This is a genomic window from Marinobacterium sp. xm-a-152, from assembly GCF_013282965.1.
GTDB lineage: Bacteria > Pseudomonadota > Gammaproteobacteria > Pseudomonadales > Balneatricaceae > Marinobacterium_E.
In genome coordinates this window covers 105,632-123,315 of the sequence record NZ_WBYI01000007.1, presented here as the reverse complement: position 1 = coordinate 123,315, position 17,684 = coordinate 105,632, and the positions used below count along the sequence as shown (strand labels likewise).

Sequence of the window (17,684 nt, the reverse complement as noted above, 5' to 3'; positions counted from 1 at the left end):
TGTCTGCTGATAATTAGAATGAAACGCTTGCGCTAAGCGAGATAAAGTCACGATCTTCGATGGAGTTGAAATTACCACCGAAGTAATCAGTGTAAGACAGTGAAACGCTGTATTTATTCAGGTAGTCAGCTGTCAGACTCAGGCCCAGTGTTTTTTCATCTTCATTAAAAGCAGGGCCAGGCTGTGGGCCGTAACCATCAATACCGTGTCTGAAACTGATCTGTGGTGACAGGTTTACACCGGCAAACACGTTTGGATAGGTCAGGTTTGCACGAACGGCATAACCAAAGGAATCCTGAGTTACAAAACCGTCGGTATCGCCCGCCGTGTAACCGTACGCACCGTTTCGACCATATTTGAGTGCATTTGCTCCTTCATCAAGGCCGTGTACATGTGTCCATCCAAGTTCTCCAATCAGCGCTAAGCGGCTAGCGCCAAGTACTTGATCATAGAATTTTATAAAGCTGGTTTGAACTTGGGTAATATCGAATTCTGAGTACCCCTGAATTTCTCCACCTAAGCCCGCGTTTGAAACTAAAGCGTCTGCTGCTGCATTGCCTGATGCTTGTGCTCCTAGTGCAGGCGTATGCTGGCGTAATATCGCGGCTACCAAAAGTGGTCCGTTGATTTGCACGGGGACATCACGTTTATGACTAATTTCGCCAGACCAAGCTATATCACCAATATTGGTGTTGAAGCTCATACCAACCATTTTTATATCTTCGGGGTATTCTGTGAAGTAAGTAGTATCAACCAATGTTCCTGTTGCTACTACTGATGCTTGTTCCTGTGAAGCATCACCATCGATTGCAGCACCGAAAGTAGCGGCATAAGTGGCTGCATCAGTGTTGGTATTTACAGCGCTCGTAACAGGTAAGCGGCTATGGTATTTTGCGAAATAGAAGCCAAACTCAGTATTGTTGAGCTCTTCTGAAAAATAGCGTGCTGAGAATCCAAACTGCCCATTATCATCCGCTTCACGCCGACCATTGGCATTACGATAAATCACTGGGTCATAACGGAAAACGGCAGTTGCTGCGGTTGGATTAAAGTAGGTGGCATCTCCAACTGGAAGGGGTATACGGATACCATTACAGCCTTCTGCTGCGAAGTCGATGTTAGAAAAGTATGTGCCGCATCCGTCAATAGCTGTTGGCTCCCATTCTATCTGATAGAAACCTTCAACACTTAGATTATCAGTAATACCCAGAGAGGCGAAGGCCATGTTTACGGGTAGTAGGCCTTCTTTTACTTCAGCGCCGGGGCGGCGGAAAGCATTAACGTCAAATGGGTTTATGGAGTTGAGGCCGCCTTGAACAAAGGTACTTTCACCCCAGTTCACAACCTGTCGCCCTAATCTTACATCTAGTGGTTTATCCCCTATGTCAAAGCCACCAAATACATATGCATCGAGGACTTCGAAACCAGAAAACTTGGAGAAATCATTGAAATCGGAGTCATCAAGCTCTTCTCCGGCACTGTAGCTATTTGGTGAGTGGCCATGGGCTCTTGTGCCATCTTCTAGTTCGGCATCGTACCAGTACTTAGCTCGGCCAAAAAAACCAATGTTATCTTTTCTTAGTTCTAGGTCGTGCACGCCTTTTACAATTTGGGAAAAGGTTTCACCCTTTTTAAAGTTTTGGTTGCCGTCATCATAGCTTCCTGATCCGGAGCTACTTCCGCCATTTGGCGATGAGATCAGGCTGCTTTTTGGATCATCCATACGCCAGCTTGCACCGACAGAGATTTGAGAGTCAAAACGTCCTTCAATCTCTCCCAGATTAAATTCAATCGCCTGAGCTTGGCTCATGAAAACTACACTGCCTATGAGGGTAGGCAGAAGACGGCGGGAGAATGCCGGGGATTGGTTTTTGCTGCGCTGCAAAATCCGGTTTTTTATTGCCATTTCGTTCACCTGACTTCTTATTTTTTTAAAAGGTTCTGACTATATATTTATAGATTTTAGTCAAAACATCCAAAAATACTGAATAAATAGAGGGTTAAAGCTCTATATGCAGGTTTTTGGATGTTAGTAATCATTGTCGGTCTTAAAACAGTTCTCAATGACAATTGCCGCCAAGCTTAGTAACAAATTTGTTCTTTAGGGTTGAAAAAAATGACCTTAAGTGCCAAAAATAAAAATGGGAAGTGCGTTTCTGGTTAACAAAAAACAGGTTAGAGAAGCAATGGAACGTAAGATAACGGTTCCTGCTGGCTACGTGCGGCAGTTACTGAAACTGGTTGAAGAGCAGGGTTATAGTGTTGATGAACTGCTGAACTATGTTGGTATCGATTCAAGCATGATTGATACCCAAACAGAGTTTCCGGCGGATAAGTTTGGACTGTTGTATCAGCGAATCTATTACATTGCGCAGGATGAATATTTTGGCATGTTGAGTGGAGGAAAGGTGCCTAATGGTACCTTCCGGATGATGTGCCATTGCCTGATTCACTGTAAAACTCTTGAACACGCCATCTATCGTGCCAGTGATTTCCATGAAATTTGTCGTGGCACACAGGTCAAACCTTTTCTGGTGAGAAAAGGCCGATACGCCAAGGTTTCTTTCACCACTACTGATGCCTCTGGAATGGATCTGGAGGAACTGTTGAAGGATTCTACACCGGAAAAAATTCGGACCTCTTTGTCGATGTGGCATCACTTCTTATGTTGGTTGCTGGGCGCCCGACTGGACTTGAAAGCGGCCTATCTGTCATTTCCGGAACCTGAAGATATCTCCTTATACAAAACCGTTTTCCAGTCTGAAGTTAAATTCGATCAGCACGATAACGCAATTGTTTTCCCAGCAAGATTCCTCGATTACCCCATCGTCCAGACCCCGGATACGTTGCGAAGCTTTCTGAAAACGGCCCCTTATCAGTTGATTGTGATGGTAGATGACGATGCCAGTCTGAAGGCTCAGGTAGTTGCTCTGATTGGTAAGGATTTCAGCCAGGAGTTGCCGAGTGCAGAAGACATTGCCTACAGGCTGCACATGTCATTTTCCACCTTGAGACGGAGATTACTTGAGGAAGATACTTCCTATCAAAAAATTAAGGATGAATGCCGCAAAATGGCAGCTTTGAATTATATGAATTCACCGCAGCTTTCGATTAATGATGTGGCCGGCTTGATGGGCTTTGAGGAGCCATCGGCATTTTTCCGATCCTTCAAAAAATGGACCGGGATGACACCGGGTGAATATCGCCGCAGTGACACCTATTGCCAGCAATTAGAGCAAACATAAACCGCGCTGAGGCCTATAATTGCTGAGTTTTTATAGCGTATGAATTTTTTTGTCAGTAGATAAGGCTTGAATTGTTATTGTTTGGGGCGTGCTCTGAGAAGATCATGAATTAAGCATTTCCCAAATGTAAAAACGCTTTCGAAGAATAATAAAAGCAGGCCGGAATGTATTCAGGCTTGCGAGGAACGGAGCAACATGAGCGATGAGTGAGTATCGTTTTCCTTATCAGGATGCATTGTTTGTATTAAATGACTTGGTGGGTCTTGAACAGATTTGTCATCAGGCAGGGCTTGATGAATTCGCTGAAGGCCTTGGTGAAGCTGTGCTTGATGAAGCGGCTAAGCTGGGCGAAGAGCAACTGGCCCCACTTAACCGGGTAGGCGATCTGAAGGGTGCAACCCTTGCTGATGGTAATGTTCAGCAAACCGAGGGTTTTTCTGAGGCTTACCAGCAGTTTTGTGAGGGTGGCTGGCCATCTCTGGCGGGCAACCCGGAATTTGAAGGGCAGGGGTTGCCTTTATCACTGTCTGTTGCTGTGAATGAAATCTGGCAGTCTGCAAACCTTGGTTGGGCGCTTTGCCCGTTGCTGACTCAGGGGGCAATTGAAGCGATTGAAACCCATGGTAGCGAAGAGTTGCAGAATACCTACCTGCCTAAACTGATCAGCGGTGAGTGGACAGGTACCATGAACCTGACTGAACCCGATGCCGGCACCGATCTGGCCGCTCTGAAAACCAGAGCCGTCCCTGAAGGTGATCATTACCGTATCACCGGACAAAAAATCTTTATCACCTGGGGTGATCATCAGATGACAGACAATATCGCTCATCTGGTATTAGCCCGGTTACCGGATGCGCCAGCAGGCGTGAAGGGTATCTCTCTGTTTGTTGTGCCTAAGTTCATGCTGGATGCAGAGGGTAATATCACTGACCAAAGAAACGATGTGGCCCCTGTTGCTCTGGAGCATAAGCTGGGTATTCATGGCAGCCCGACCTGTGTCATGAGTTTTGGTGATAACGGCGGTGCAGTGGGTTATCTGGTGGGTGCTGAGAACAATGGTCTCGCATGCATGTTTACCATGATGAACGATGCTCGTCAGGCAGTAGGATTACAGGGGTTGGCAATATCTGAGCGCGCATACCAGCATGCGCTGGCGTATGCCAAAGACCGTATCCAGGGAACCCTTCGGGATGGTTCTCGCATCAGCATCATTAAACACCCGGATGTACGTCGTATGTTACTGCAGATGAAATCGGGTACTCAGGCAATGCGGGCCCTTGCATATGTGGCGCGAGCAGAAGCTGATCGCGCTAAAAATGCGCAGGATGAAGAGACAAAAGCGATTCACCATGCACGTACCGAACTCTACACCCCAATTGTAAAGGGTTGGATGACTGAGTTGTCTCAGGAGCTCACCTATCTGGCTGTGCAGGTTCATGGCGGTATGGGTTTTATTGAGGAAACCGGGGTTGCGCAGCATTACCGTGATGCACGTATCCTGACCATTTACGAAGGCACAACAGGCATTCAGGCTCTTGATCTGATTGGCCGTAAGACCCTCATAGATAAAGGTGCGGCGCTATCTGCATTGCTGGAAGAGATTAAAGCTGATCTGGATGGCATCAACTCCGAAGCCATGAGCGCTATTGTAAAAGCGGTAGATTCAGCTCTCGATGATGCTGATGTTGCGCGTAAGTGGGTACTTGATAAAGGAGCTAAAGACCCCGCTGCAGCAGGCGCTGCCAGCGTGAACTTCATGATGTTACTGGGTTACCTATGCGGTGGCTGGTTGATGGCGAAGTCCGCGGCTATTGCAGAAGGCAAGCTAGGGGCACCTGATGCAGATAAAGATTTCCTCGAGAGTAAAATCGTCTGTGCGCGTTTTTATGCTGAACAGTTATTACCAAGAACCGGCGCTCTTCTTAAGGCGATGCAGAGCGGTGGTGAAGCGGTAATGGCGCTTTCTGAAGATCAGTTTTAAGCAATAACAGCATAAGTGAGGTTTACGATGAGTGAGATAACGCGCGAATCCATGGAGTTTGATGTTGTTATTGTAGGTGCAGGCCCGGCGGGTTTATCCGCCGCCTGCCGACTGATGCAACAGGCAAACGAAGCAGAGCAGGAACTGACTGTCTGTGTAGTAGAAAAAGGGTCTGAAGTGGGCGCCCATATTCTCTCTGGCGCGGTGATTGAAAGCCGTGCTCTGGATGAGCTGTTCCCGGACTGGAAAGAGCTGGGCGCACCGCTCAATACTCTCGTCACAGAAGATCAGATTTTCCTACTGAAAAACGAAGAAAAGTCCGTTCAGGTACCGAATGCGTTTGTACCCAAAACCATGCATAACCATGGTAACTATATTGTCAGCCTGGGTAATGTTTGCCGCTGGTTGGCGGAGCAAGCGGAACAACTTGGCGTAGAAATCTTCCCGGGTTTTGCCGCTGCTGAAGTGCTGTACAACGATGATGGCAGTGTTAAAGGCATTGCCACCGGTGATATGGGCATCAGTGAATCCGGCGAGCAAAAAGACAGCTATATGCCGGGTATGGAACTGCATGCGAAATACACTATCTTCTCAGAAGGCTGTCGTGGTCATCTGGGTAAAGAGCTGATCGAGAAGTTTGAACTGGACTCAGAAGCGGATGCGCAGCATTACGGCATCGGTATTAAAGAACTTTGGGATATTAACCCGGAGAATCACAAGCCAGGTCTGGTTCTGCACGGTTCAGGTTGGCCTTTAAGCGATGGCGCCAGTGGCGGTTTCTTCCTCTATCACACCGAAGGTAATCAGGTGGTAGTGGGTCTGATCATTGATCTGAACTACAGCAACCCCTACCTGAGTCCATTTGATGAGTTCCAGCGCATGAAGCACCATCCAGTACTGAAACAGTACCTGGAAGGTGGAAAGCGCGTTTCTTATGGCGCTCGAGCAATCACCAAAGGTGGTTTCAATGCTCTGCCGAAGATGACCTTCCCGGGTGGTATTGTTGCTGGCTGTAATGCCGGTACGCTCAATTTCTCCAAGATTAAAGGCACGCATACGGCAATGAAATCCGGCATGCTGGCCGCAGAAACGATCTTTGAAGCTCTGATTGAGGGATGTGAAGGCGGTAAAGAACTTAACAGCTTCACCGATAAATTTGAAAGTTCATGGCTCTATGATGAGCTGTTCCGCTCCCGAAACTTTGGCCCTGCATTGCATAAGTTTGGTCCGATTATGGGTGGTGCCTTTAACTTTATCGATCAGAACCTGTTTAGCGGCAAGATCCCGGTCACCCTACACGATGATAAAGAAGACTATGCACAGATACGGCCGGCCAGTGAATGCACACCGATTGACTATCCAAAACCGGATGGTGAGTTGAGCTTTGATAAGCTGGGTTCAGTGTTCCTGTCGAATACTAACCATGAAGAAGATCAGCCTTGTCATTTGCAGCTTAAAGACAGCTCAGTGCCGTTGCAACAAAACCTGCCGAAGTTTGCAGAACCTGCTCAGCGTTATTGCCCTGCGGGGGTGTACGAAGTGGTTGAAGATGATGCCGGACAGCACTTCCAGATTAACGCCCAGAACTGCCTGCATTGCAAAACCTGCGATATCAAAGATCCGGCTCAGAATATACGCTGGGTAACGCCAGAGGGTATGGGCGGACCGAACTATCCGAACATGTGAGGATGTGTAGTGGTCAAGTAAAACTGGCCACCACTTTGTAGTCATTCCAGTATATTTCTTCTGCCAAATTCGGTGGCAACATCCCGTTATGCTGATGCGGCCTTTGCTGGCTGTAATATCCAACGATGTAGTCAGTAATTGAGTTCCTAGCCTCTGTTATTGAGGCGTAACCTATCTCTGGAACCCATTCGGCTTTCAAGCTGCGGAAGAAACGCTCCATTGGAGCATTATCCCAGCAGTTGCCGCGTCGACTCATGCTCTGTTTTATCTTGTGCCGCCACAGTAGCCTACGATACTTCACACTGGTGTACTGGCAGCCCTGATCGGAGTGGAACAGTAGGCCTTCAGGTCTACCCCTTAATTCAAAAGCCATCGTTAGGGCTTTACTTGTCAGGTCACTATCTGGATTAAGAGAAAAAGCCCAACCAACAGGTTTGCGAGCATATAAGTCCAGTACGACTGCCAGATAGGCCCAACGCCGCCCCGTCCAGATATAAGTAATATCGCCACACCATACCTGGTTTGGAGCCGCAGACTTAAATTGTCTTGCCAACAGATTGGGGGCAACGGGATGCTCTTGTGTTGCTTTCCTAATAACGGTGCTTGGGTTGCTGGCAACTAAACAGTTGTAACTCTGACATCAGTTTGCCCGCAACATAACGACTGAGCGGTGTGCCTGAGAGCGTCACCATAGCTGCTACACTTCGTGCACCTGCTGAACCCTCGCTAATGCTGAAGGCCTCTCTGACTTTCTCTTTCAAAAGGATGCGAGCAGGGTTTTCCCCTTTGGCATAATTCCGCCAGTATTTGTAACTGCTACGGTGTACGCCGAATAGATGGCATAGTCGTGTTGCAGAGTAGCTCCCTTGAAGTCGACGTATTACCGCAAACCTTTCAGCTCGTCGGACATCAAGAGAGCTGAAGCCTTTTTTAATATCTCTTTTTCCATCTCAAGCTGCTTTACCTGCTTCTCCAGCTCTCGAATACGACGTTGCTCTTCTGTCATCGGCGTGGCTTTGGGGGATTCTCCTTTACGCTCTGCTCGCAGCTGTCGAACCCACTTATCCATGGTGGATTTACCCACGCCCATTGCTTCAGCAGCCTCTCGTACCTTGTATCCTTGATCGACAACAAGTTGCGCTGATTCTAGACGAAATTCGGGGCTAAAGTTAGGTCGTTTTGGTTTTGTCATAGTGTCACCTGTGTAGTCAGGAGGCGATCATATCACCTCTAATCAGGTGGCCAAATTCACTATGCCACTACAGTCCGGCCATGTAGGATTAAGTGATAAAGCACTTTTAAAACTAGATTTTGAGTTGCCTATAAAGCGTAAAGCATTACTCAGTGATAACAGTGGCTGGAAAAGTTATGACATAAGCATTCAGGCAGAAGTAAGTAGTTCTAGTTTCACTTTTGATCTATCGGTAGGAGTTGATTATTCATCAACATGCCCCTGTTCTGCTTCATTGGCAAGACAGCTTTTGCAGGAAAAATTCTCTGCAGATTTTACTACCAGGGAAACAGTGTCAGTTTCTGAAGTTGAGGGATGGTAATTGAGTGCCAACGGTTCACATGCGACACCGCATAGCCAGAGAAGTAGGGCAACTGTAACCGTGAGACTGGGTAAAAGCTTCGAGCATTTCCCAATTTTTGAGCTGATAAATAAGGTAGAAAAAACCTTGAAAACTCCGGTACAAACTGCGGTTAAACGAGAGGATGAACAAGAGTTTGCGAAAAGGAATGGGCAAAACTTGATGTTCTGCGAGGACGCCGCGCGGAGAATTAAACGCGAGTTAAGTCTGGATCCAGTCTACACGGACTTCAAAATCAAAGTGGAACACTTTGAGAGCTTACATGCGCACGATGCTGTTGCCATGGTGGTAAAAGGGGTTCCTGGCGGTTTGAGCTATTCGTAGATCCTTGAGCATATGCTTTTTGTCGGCAATTTACGGCTGTTCTATCGGAAGTTAATTAACAGTGCATTTGCCAAACATTGTTTGTAGGTTCCAGCAGGTTATTATACGTAAACAGCCACCATGATTTGGACAGGAATTTCTTCTTTTGGACTCTAAGAAGACCTCCTCATAAGTCGGTTTAAAATCTTCATAAGTATGCTCATTTTGAAGCCTTTTGGCTTTTTGTTTTGTTTCAAAAAATTCTTTCTTGCTTATGGCATAAGAGATGTTATCATCCGTGCAATCGTTTCATTCTTGCCCAGACAATCGAGCTAATATGCGCTTGTAAGTAAGATTATATAGTAGTTTGAAACAATGGCTGTTTACTTTACTGAAGATATGCTCTCAAAGCGTTTGTTTACGTGGCTGCTAAGCATTCACATGAAATGAAACATTTCTCTTTGAACTTATTGAAAGACGCTGTAAACAAGTAATATCGGTTATTCCAGGGGCGCGCTTTTGCGCATAAGAGTTTCAGACTCTCCCCACTAAAAAAGCGCATACCTCAGGTTGCGCTTTTTTTAATTCATAGGACACTCAGTCATGTTGCAATCAATGCGTGATAATTCACAAGGGATTATTGCTAAAGTTCTGGTTGGTTTGATCATTGTAGTTTTCGCTCTGTGGGGCGTTGACTCACTTGTCGGCCTAGCTACAGCCGAACCACCTCCCGCTGAAGTCAATGGTAAAGCCATTACTAAGAATGAGCTCTATCGTGGTATCGATCTGCAACGTCGACAAGTTCTAACTCAAATGGGCGACAATGCTGATCCAGCCATGTTAGACGATGTTGTTCTACGCAAAGTGGTTTTGGACAATCTCATAGATCGCAACGTACAGATCAGTGCAGCAGAAGAGCTAGGGCTTTTTGTGTCTGATCAAATGCTGGACCAGATGATCGTTGCAACGCGGGAGTTTCAGGTTGACGGTCGATTCGATCGCAACCAGTTTGAATCCGCTCTACGAGGAGCTGGTTTTACTCCTTTGACGTACCGTGAGCTTCTTAAGAGTGAAGCGCTGATGAATCAGGTGCGCGGTGCTTACGAGCAGTCAGCTTTTTTAACCGCTTCGGAACTTGATCATCTTCTTGCTTTGAATACACAGACGCGTGATATCCGAGTGGCGCGTTTCTCTGTTGACGCTGATTCACAGACAGTGAATGATGCGGATGTGCAAGCTGCTTATGACAGTATGGGCGATCAGCTAATGACCCAAGAGCAGGTCGTTGTTGACTATGTTGTACTGGACCAAGCGGATTTTGTTGACCCAGACAGTGTGACCGAAGCCGAAATTAACTCTGCCTATGATCAGTTAAAAGCCGGTTTTGAAGGTGGTGAAGAGCGTTCTGCTAGTCACATACTCCTTGAGATAAGCGATGCCCAGCCTCTGGATGCAGCGCTGGCAAAGGCTGAAGAGATTCGTACGAAGTTGGCGGCCGGCGAAAGCTTCGCCTCACTAGCTGCTGAGTACTCACAAGATATTGGTTCAGCTAATTCAGGCGGTGATCTAGGTTACCTGACGCCAGGCCTTTTTGAAGGTCCCTTTGATGATGCTCTGTTCTCATTAAATGCCGGCGAGTACTCTGAACCTGTCGAGACCGAGTTTGGTGTGCACATCATCAAGTTAAACGATGTACGTGCTAAAGAGGTGCCAGCACTGAGCGAAGTGCGCGAGGATCTCATCTATGATGTTGCTGAAGCGAATGCAGAAGAGGTTTATGTCAGCGCACTAGAACGTTTAACGGATTTGGCCTTCTCTTCAGGCGACCTTGCCGTGCTTGCTGAGGAGCTGTCACTCGAGATACAAACCTCAGAGCCTTTGACTCGTAATGGTGGGACTGGCGATTTTTCTGACCAGAAACTGGTTCGTGCAGCCTTCTCTGATGTTGTGACCAAAGAGCGTCTAAACTCTGACCCTATTGAGGTGAGCAGTGGTCGTACCTTTGTTCTTAATATGAATGAATTACGACCCGCACGTCAGCTTGAACTTGCTGAAGTGCGTGATGATTTAGTCAGCAGGCTTAAGTCTTCCCAAGCGGCTAAACAGGCCTTTGAACAGGCTCAAAATGCTCTGACTGCTGCACAAGAGGGAAAAGTTGACCTGGAGTGGACTGCAGTGAAATCGATTGCACGCGGTGCAGCCGTTGATCTTGAACCTCAGATTGTAGAAGCAGCTTTTGCTATGGCACGTCCAGAGGGTAGTGCAGACTATAAGGTTGTTCGGCTCTCTGATGGCACAGCGGCATTGATCACTGTCGATGCTGTTGGAACCTCGCAAGAGCAGATTGCTGAAGAGCTTCAGACACAAATTTCAACCATGTTGGCTGCCGGTGAGGGTAGTCAGGCATTTAGAACGCAATTTGAAACACTAAAATCAAACGCTGAAATCGTCATTAATTAAGTCGACTTCAGTGAGATAGCCGCTCTTTAGCGGCTATTTTTTTCAGTTGCACGTCGGTGCGCCTTTAACGTTAAGGTAAAAGAGAATGAAATTGGATCAGGTATTTGGCATTCATGCTGTCACAACGCTGTTAAACCGTGACCCTGAGAGGGTAAAGCGCCTCTTTATTGTTCAGGGACGCGTTGATCCGAAAGTAGAGAAGATTCTAGCCCTAGCTGCCCAGGCCGGTGTTCATGTTGAGACTATCAGCAAACATCGTTTGGATGAGCGTGTCGATGGTGTTCATCAAGGGGTGTTGGCCGAAGCTAAACCTCTACCCATTCTGGGTGATAAAGAGTTGTTTAAGCTGATGGATGAGGTTGACCAAACACCTCTTTTGCTAGTGCTTGATGGTGTTACTGACCCTCACAACCTAGGTGCATGTCTGCGTACCGCTGATGCGGCCGGTGTCGCAGCTGTCATCGCCCCTCGTGATAAATCAGCGCCATTAAATGCGACAGTGATTAAAGTTGCCTGTGGCGCAGCGGATGCAGTGCCCTATTTTCAGGTAACCAATCTAGCGAGAACGCTTAATCAGCTTCAGGAGCGTGGAGTGTGGATCGTCGGAACGGCGGGTGAAGCGAAAGGTTCCATTTACCAAACAGATCTAACCGGTCCATTAGCGCTTGTGATGGGGGCTGAAGGCAAGGGGATGCGCCGCTTGACACGAGAGCAGTGTGATCTGTTGATTAAAATCCCAATGGCGGGGGAAGTCTCCAGTTTGAATGTTTCGGTAGCAACCGGCGTTACCCTGTTTGAGATCGTCAGACAGCGCTCAAACTAACTGCGTCGCGTATTTGGCTAGCATCCACTCCTCATCCGTAGGGACGACCTGCACTCGGACTTTGGATGAATCAGTGGCAATCTCAATTTGGTTGCTCTGATTTAGCTTGTTATCGATCTCTAGGCCTAGCCAAGCCAGTTGAATGCACACCTTTTCTCGAATGAGTGGGGCATGTTCGCCAACGCCAGCAGTGAAAATCACTCGATCTAAACCACCTAATATCGCCGCTAACCGACCAATCTCCTGGGTAATGTGATAGCAGTAGTAATCGACGGTGAACTTCGCTTCCTCTAGATCTGATTCGAGCAGTGTTCGCATATCACTGCATAGACCTGAAAGACCTAGCCAGCCGCTCTGTTTGTAGAGAAGTGTTTCGAGCTGATTTGCATCCATCCCTTCACGCATCAAATGAATCATTACGCCTGGATCTAAGTTTCCGGTACGTGACCCCATGGGTAAGCCGTCGACTGCTGAGAAGCCCATGCTGGAGGCTTTCGACTTGCCGCCCATCATTGCGCAGGCTGAAGAGCCTGCACCCAAGTGCAGCACGATGGTTCTTTCATCCGGATACATGGCTAGCTGCTGTGACTCAGATATATAGGCATATGATAGACCATGAAAACCGTAGCGACGAACACCCATATCGCGAATCGATTTAGGTAGGGCATAGCTGGTTTCAAGCGCTGTTTGGCCTGCGTGAAACATCGTATCGAATGAGACAATATTGAGTGACTCGGGGTGAGCCTCAAGAACCTGTTCAATCAAACGAATATTGAATGGTTGATGCAGCGGAGCGAGGGAGTTGAAACTCTTTAATTGCTCAAGAATTGCATCATCAACCACTTCGGATTTAGAGAATATACCGCCACCATGCACTACGCGGTGTGAAACGACTAATGAGTCATCCTGCAGTTTAAATCGGTTAAAAAGTAGTTCTACAACCTGCGCATGAATCTTTGCGGAGTCTGTGAGATCAACCTTCGAAATATCGATGCTCTCTCCATCTACCTGAAGTGATAGATGTGGAGAGCCAACTCCCGTCAATGATGCACTGGCAAGTTTGCTTAACACGCCATCCTGCGAGTTATAGAGCGCAGCTTTCAAGCTGGATGAGCCTGCGTTGAGGGTGAGGATATTCATGATTAGATCTTACGGCGGTGATGCACCATGTATGATGCCAATGCACAGCTTGCTAAGCGAGCTACTACACCATCGGCACGGCTCGTTAGAATAATGGGAACACGAGCACCTACTGCAATTCCTGCAGACTTAGCACCAGCAAGATAGATGAGCTGTTTAGCGATCATGTTGCCGGCTTCAAGATCAGGTGCTACGAGAATATCTGCCTCCCCGGATACCGGAGAGTTGATATGTTTATCAATGGCCGCTTGGCGAGAAATGGCGTTGTCGAAAGCAAGCGGGCCATCGATAATTCCGCCGGTGATCTGTCCGCGATCTGCCATTTTACAAAGTGCAGCAGCATCCAGCGTGCTCTGCATGTTGGCTTTAACTTTCTCTACTGCAGCAAGCACGGCAACTTTAGGGTTCTCATTACCTAGAGCATGCGCAAAGTCGATTGCGTTTTGTACTATGTCTCGCTTCGTCATTAGATCGGGAGCGATATTAATTGCAGCGTCGGTGATGATCAGTGGCTTGTGATAGCTAGGGACATCAAAAACAAAAATGTGACTTAAACGGCGCTCTGTTCTAAGACCGCTGCGTTTATCGAGGACTGCTGAAAGTAGTTCAGAGCTCCCAAGAGAGCCTTTCATCAAACTATCGCCTTCACACTGCTGTATCAACTGACATGCGACTTCAGCCGCTTCATGACTGTGTTCTGTATCGATAAGGCGAAAAGCCTTGATATCAGCATTGAGCTCCTCAGCGGCAGCTTCAATTTTTGCTTTAGGGCCAACCAGCGTTGGCTCTATCAGACCTTGCTCTGCGGCCTCTAAAGCACCGCCGAGACCATTGCCATCAACCGGATGCACAACCACCGTTCTAATAGGCTTTGCGTGGCGCGCCTGTTCGATAAAGAACTCTAGCTGATTGTTTTGTGGCAGGTCTTTAATCACAGTCATTTTAGATCCTATAGTGGCGTCTTAAGAGTGTCAGTGTATGGTGGCCATCCCATCGCTTTACCACCTAGAAGGTGGAGGTGAATGTGGTACACCGTCTGACCACCATGATCGCGACAATTGATGACAGTTCGATAACCATCTGCAGAAAATCCTTCCTGACGTGCGATTTTTGCAGCCGCAATATTCAGATGGCCAAGAACTTCTGCGTCTTCATCGGTTGCATCATCGAGAGTCGAGATATGTTTGCGTGGAATAACTAGACCATGAAATGGGGCCTGTGGGTTGATATCCATAAACGCGATGACGTGTTCATCTTCGTAAACGCGCTTGGCTGGAATTTCACCAGCGACAATCTTACAAAACAGACAATCCATGCCTAACTCCTTATTAAAGTGTTGCAGTAGACAATACCAGACCGGCCAGTATCAGTGCACTCCCAGATGCCCGATTTAACCAGGCTCTACCTTTTGGATCTTGAACAAACCTGCGCAGACGGGCTGCGATACCCGAGTAACCAGTCATCACTATCCAATCAACTAATACTAGTGTCAGGCCAATAATCCAAAGCTGAGGTGCCTGGGGTTCTGCTGGATTCAGAAATTGTGGCACTAGTGCTAGTAGAAACACCATGCCCTTAGGGTTGGTGATATTAACTAAATAGGCGCGAATAAAGCGCTCTCGCTTCTTAAGAGGCTCAGCGTTATGAAGCTCGAGCTCAGCCTGCGAACGGATAATCTGAAAGCCCAGCCAGATAAGGTAGGCGGCGCCTATGTATTTAATGACTGTGAATAGAATAGGTGAGGTTGCAATGAGTGCCCCTAAGCCAAGTGATACCACCAGCATCTGGGTGCCATAGCCACAAATAAGGCCAAACACAGCTGGTGCTGCACCTCGTAAACCATTTGAGAGCCCAAAACTCACAGCGGTAGCAAAGCCTGCGCCAGGGGATAGCGAGATCATGATGGCTGCGCCTAACAGGGCAAGCCAGAGTTCAAGGGACATAGAATTTGCTCAGTCGTTAGAGCTGATAATTTAGGCTGTCTCGCGACGGTAGTCGAGTACCCTGTCAGTGATCCCAGCACTTAGCCACATAAAGAACAGTGCGACCCAAGCGGTGAGGGCCATTACTGCACCACCAGTAACACCAGCACCAACTGCACACCCGCCCGCAAGCATGCCGCCAAAGCCCATAAGACCGGCTCCAACCAAATAGCGTGAAAGGCCAGTCTCTTCGGTAAAGGTTTGAATTTTGAACTCTTTTGTTATCCAAGAAGCCAAGAATGAGCCCGCAAATACGCCGACAACAATGCCGATATCGAACGACAGAGGCACCTCTGGCTCGTTGATCAGTGCCATTAAAGTATCGGCTGATGGTCCAGTAAAACTGACGCTCTTCACCGCGATAATGTCAAAGGAGTTGCTGGCATGCCAAGAGGTTAGTGCCCAGCCCAGAGCAACACTTAATCCGACCATGACGGCACCAAACTGCCAGTAGATTCTGGGTGAGGTTCTTTTTGCCAAATAGAAAGCGGCGACAAATAGAATAATACCGAATCCTAATGCCCCAAATTCTGGGAGCCAAAGTGACAGATCACGTGATGATCCATCGATTAGCCACCAAGATGAGATCTCATTTCTAGCGGGAGATAGAATACCTCTTAGCGCAGCTTGAGAGACAACGGTGACCACCAGTCCTGCAATGAGTGCTCGTAGATTACCGGTCGCAGATAGAACTAGAAGGCGGCTCGCGCAGCCTCTAGCCATGACCATGCCAATACCAAACATGGATCCACCAATAATGGCTCCAGACATAGAGCCTGTCGTTACCAGCTGCCGAATGCTGCTTTTCTCGAGATTGCCGTTCAGCATCAATAACTGCGTCAAAATAAGCGCTGTCGAGAAGGTAAAGAGCCAAATGGCGAATTTAGGACCAGGCTTGTTGCGCCAGAACTCAATGCAGGCCGCGCGTAGACAGAACCGACTCTGCTGAGCAAAGACACCAAACACCAATCCGGTGATCAAACCTAAAAGAACGGCAACCTCTCCGCTGGAGTAGGCATCTAAAAACTCAGGCATAGTCGTCTCTTATAAAAGGGTAATATCATTATTTTGCCTTGATCAATACTGAAGTGCGAGTAGTTTGGTTGGATCTGTTGACGGACATCAATGCTGATTTTAGGCAATAAAAAAGACCCCGAAGGGTCTTTGATAGGTTAAGTAGAAAATCAACCGTTTTCGCGGGCGATCGCTCGGTAAGCGATGTCAGTGCGGAAATAGGCATCTTTCCAGCTCACTTGCTTTAAAAGTTCGTAAGCACGAGCCTGTGCGTCAGTTACTGTGTCGCCAAGTGCAGTGACACAAAGTACACGACCGCCAGCTGTCACCACATCATCACCATTTAGGGCTGTGCCAGCATGAAATATTTTGCTGTCAGCTGGAAGTGACTCAGGAAGTGAAATCACATCCCCTTTGTTGTAGTCACCAGGGTAGCCGCCTGCAGCCATAACCACACCAATGGATGGGCGTGGATCCCATTTAGCGGTTGTTTTGTCTAGCTCGCCACGAAGGGCTGCTTCGCAGAGTTCAACAATGCTCGACTGAAGACGCATCATGATCGGTTGCGTCTCTGGGTCACCAAAGCGGCAGTTGTACTCAATCACTTTAGGTGTGCCATCGGCAGCAATCATGAGGCCTGCATATAGGAAGCCAGTGTATCGGTTACCTTCTGCAGCCATACCGCGAACGGTTGGGTAGATCACTTCGTCCATGATGCGCTGGTCGATCTCTGGAGTGACCACTGGAGCAGGGGAGTAAGCACCCATACCGCCGGTGTTAAGGCCAGTATCGCCATCACCCACCCGTTTGTGGTCTTGGCTAGTGGCCATTGGCAGAACGTTTTCGCCATCGACCATGACGATAAAAGAGGCTTCCTCGCCATCTAGGAACTCTTCGATAACAACACGGCTACCGGCATCGCCAAAGGCATTTCCGGCAAGCATATCTTTGACAGCGTCTTCAGCCTCTTCATGTGTCATCGCAACGATAACACCTTTGCCAGCTGCCAAACCGTCGGCTTTAACAACGATTGGTGCGCCTTTCTCACGAAGGTATGCCAGTGCTGGCTCGATCTCTGTGAAGTTTTGGTACTCTGCCGTTGGAATCTGCTGGCGTGCTAGGAAGTCTTTAGTAAACGCTTTCGAGCCCTCAAGCTGTGCAGCGCCTGCTGATGGGCCGAAAATTGCTAGACCTTCTGACTGGAAGTAATCCACTACACCATCGACTAGCGGTGCTTCTGGACCTACGATGGTCAAAGCAACGCCGTTATCTTTAGCGAAGTTGGCCAGTGCAACTTTGTCCATGACATCGATCGCAACATTTTCAATACCAGCTTCTATCGCTGTACCTGCATTACCTGGAGCAACAAAGACAGTATTTACACGTGCATCTTTAGCAGCGCTCCAAGCTAGAGCGTGTTCACGGCCACCTGAGCCAATTACTAGAACATTCATATCA

The 17,684-nt window shown here is 47.9% G+C and carries 12 protein-coding genes and 2 pseudogenes; 6 read left to right on the top strand and 8 right to left on the bottom strand.

Features of this window, described 5'->3' with window-relative positions; translation table 11 throughout:
• Window positions 1-13 precede the first annotated feature (13 nt).
• The gene (locus tag XMA152_RS08555; protein WP_173483343.1) at window positions 14-1,906 is read right to left on the bottom strand and encodes a DUF1302 domain-containing protein; all 1,893 of its coding nucleotides are present in this window, start codon (window positions 1,904-1,906) and stop codon (window positions 14-16) included.
• 280 nt (window positions 1,907-2,186) lie between these two features.
• Between XMA152_RS08555 and XMA152_RS08550 the strand changes: the two genes are divergently transcribed.
• From XMA152_RS08550 to XMA152_RS08540, 3 genes are all read left to right on the top strand, one after another.
• Entirely contained in the window at window positions 2,187-3,245 is a 1,059-nt protein-coding gene (locus XMA152_RS08550) for an AraC family transcriptional regulator (RefSeq protein ID WP_173480469.1), read from the top strand.
• Window positions 3,246-3,447: 202 nt separating this feature from the next.
• On the top strand, window positions 3,448-5,226 hold the full coding sequence (locus tag XMA152_RS08545) for an acyl-CoA dehydrogenase (protein ID WP_173480470.1): 1,779 nt from the start codon (window positions 3,448-3,450) through the stop codon (window positions 5,224-5,226).
• A gap of 27 nt (window positions 5,227-5,253) precedes the next feature.
• Window positions 5,254-6,912, top strand: a complete 1,659-nt coding sequence (locus XMA152_RS08540; protein WP_217361981.1) for an electron transfer flavoprotein-ubiquinone oxidoreductase — start codon at window positions 5,254-5,256, stop codon at window positions 6,910-6,912.
• A gap of 13 nt (window positions 6,913-6,925) precedes the next feature.
• Here XMA152_RS08540 and XMA152_RS08535 read toward each other — a convergent pair.
• Window positions 6,926-8,104: pseudogene (locus tag XMA152_RS08535) on the bottom strand (IS3 family transposase).
• A gap of 31 nt (window positions 8,105-8,135) precedes the next feature.
• Between XMA152_RS08535 and folE2 the strand changes: the two are divergent.
• The 3 genes and pseudogenes from folE2 (at window position 8,136) to rlmB (ending at window position 12,090) form a co-directional block, all read left to right on the top strand.
• A pseudogene (folE2, locus tag XMA152_RS12615) lies at window positions 8,136-8,828 on the top strand (GTP cyclohydrolase FolE2).
• Window positions 8,829-9,410: 582 nt separating this feature from the next.
• Window positions 9,411-11,267 (top strand): SurA N-terminal domain-containing protein, encoded by a 1,857-nt coding sequence (locus XMA152_RS08520; RefSeq protein ID WP_173483342.1) that lies wholly within the window; start codon window positions 9,411-9,413, stop codon window positions 11,265-11,267.
• Between the two features lie 85 nt (window positions 11,268-11,352).
• On the top strand, window positions 11,353-12,090 hold the full coding sequence (rlmB, locus tag XMA152_RS08515) for a 23S rRNA (guanosine(2251)-2'-O)-methyltransferase RlmB (RefSeq protein ID WP_173483341.1): 738 nt from the start codon (window positions 11,353-11,355) through the stop codon (window positions 12,088-12,090).
• Here the strand turns inward: rlmB and XMA152_RS08510 are convergent.
• The 6 genes from XMA152_RS08510 to purD form a co-directional block, all read right to left on the bottom strand.
• Entirely contained in the window at window positions 12,082-13,230 is a 1,149-nt protein-coding gene (locus XMA152_RS08510) for an acetate/propionate family kinase (RefSeq protein WP_173483340.1), read from the bottom strand. The genes rlmB and XMA152_RS08510 overlap by 9 nt on opposite strands.
• 2 nt (window positions 13,231-13,232) lie before the next feature.
• A complete protein-coding gene (locus tag XMA152_RS08505; RefSeq protein ID WP_173483339.1) occupies window positions 13,233-14,171 on the bottom strand; it encodes a bifunctional enoyl-CoA hydratase/phosphate acetyltransferase in 939 nt (312 codons plus the stop codon).
• 8 nt (window positions 14,172-14,179) lie between these two features.
• The gene (locus XMA152_RS08500; RefSeq protein WP_173483338.1) at window positions 14,180-14,545 is read right to left on the bottom strand and encodes a histidine triad nucleotide-binding protein; all 366 of its coding nucleotides are present in this window, start codon (window positions 14,543-14,545) and stop codon (window positions 14,180-14,182) included.
• Between the two features lie 13 nt (window positions 14,546-14,558).
• Window positions 14,559-15,173 carry a LysE family transporter gene (locus tag XMA152_RS08495; RefSeq protein ID WP_173483337.1) on the bottom strand — a complete coding sequence of 205 codons (615 nt, stop codon included), beginning with the start codon at window positions 15,171-15,173 and terminating at the stop codon, window positions 14,559-14,561.
• A 30-nt stretch (window positions 15,174-15,203) separates the two neighbouring features.
• Window positions 15,204-16,247, bottom strand: a complete 1,044-nt coding sequence (locus tag XMA152_RS08490; protein WP_173483336.1) for a YeeE/YedE family protein — start codon at window positions 16,245-16,247, stop codon at window positions 15,204-15,206.
• Window positions 16,248-16,396: 149 nt separating this feature from the next.
• Window positions 16,397-17,680 carry a phosphoribosylamine--glycine ligase gene (gene purD / locus XMA152_RS08485; protein WP_173483335.1) on the bottom strand — a complete coding sequence of 428 codons (1,284 nt, stop codon included), beginning with the start codon at window positions 17,678-17,680 and terminating at the stop codon, window positions 16,397-16,399.
• Window positions 17,681-17,684: the final 4 nt, after the last annotated feature.

Bases quoted from the DNA above. Each gene is read 5' to 3' on its own strand.
- XMA152_RS08555 (WP_173483343.1), bottom strand. From the start codon at position 1,906: ATGGCAATAAAAAACCGGATTTTGCAGCGCAGCAAAAACCAATCCCCG.
- XMA152_RS08550 (WP_173480469.1), top strand. From the start codon at position 2,187: ATGGAACGTAAGATAACGGTTCCTGCTGGCTACGTGCGGCAGTTACTG.
- XMA152_RS08545 (WP_173480470.1), top strand. From the start codon at position 3,448: ATGAGTGAGTATCGTTTTCCTTATCAGGATGCATTGTTTGTATTAAAT.
- XMA152_RS08540 (WP_217361981.1), top strand. From the start codon at position 5,254: ATGAGTGAGATAACGCGCGAATCCATGGAGTTTGATGTTGTTATTGTA.
- XMA152_RS08520 (WP_173483342.1), top strand. From the start codon at position 9,411: ATGTTGCAATCAATGCGTGATAATTCACAAGGGATTATTGCTAAAGTT.
- rlmB (WP_173483341.1), top strand. From the start codon at position 11,353: ATGAAATTGGATCAGGTATTTGGCATTCATGCTGTCACAACGCTGTTA.
- XMA152_RS08510 (WP_173483340.1), bottom strand. From the start codon at position 13,230: ATGAATATCCTCACCCTCAACGCAGGCTCATCCAGCTTGAAAGCTGCG.
- XMA152_RS08505 (WP_173483339.1), bottom strand. From the start codon at position 14,171: ATGACTGTGATTAAAGACCTGCCACAAAACAATCAGCTAGAGTTCTTT.
- XMA152_RS08500 (WP_173483338.1), bottom strand. From the start codon at position 14,545: ATGGATTGTCTGTTTTGTAAGATTGTCGCTGGTGAAATTCCAGCCAAG.
- XMA152_RS08495 (WP_173483337.1), bottom strand. From the start codon at position 15,173: ATGTCCCTTGAACTCTGGCTTGCCCTGTTAGGCGCAGCCATCATGATC.
- XMA152_RS08490 (WP_173483336.1), bottom strand. From the start codon at position 16,247: ATGCCTGAGTTTTTAGATGCCTACTCCAGCGGAGAGGTTGCCGTTCTT.
- purD (WP_173483335.1), bottom strand. From the start codon at position 17,680: ATGAATGTTCTAGTAATTGGCTCAGGTGGCCGTGAACACGCTCTAGCT.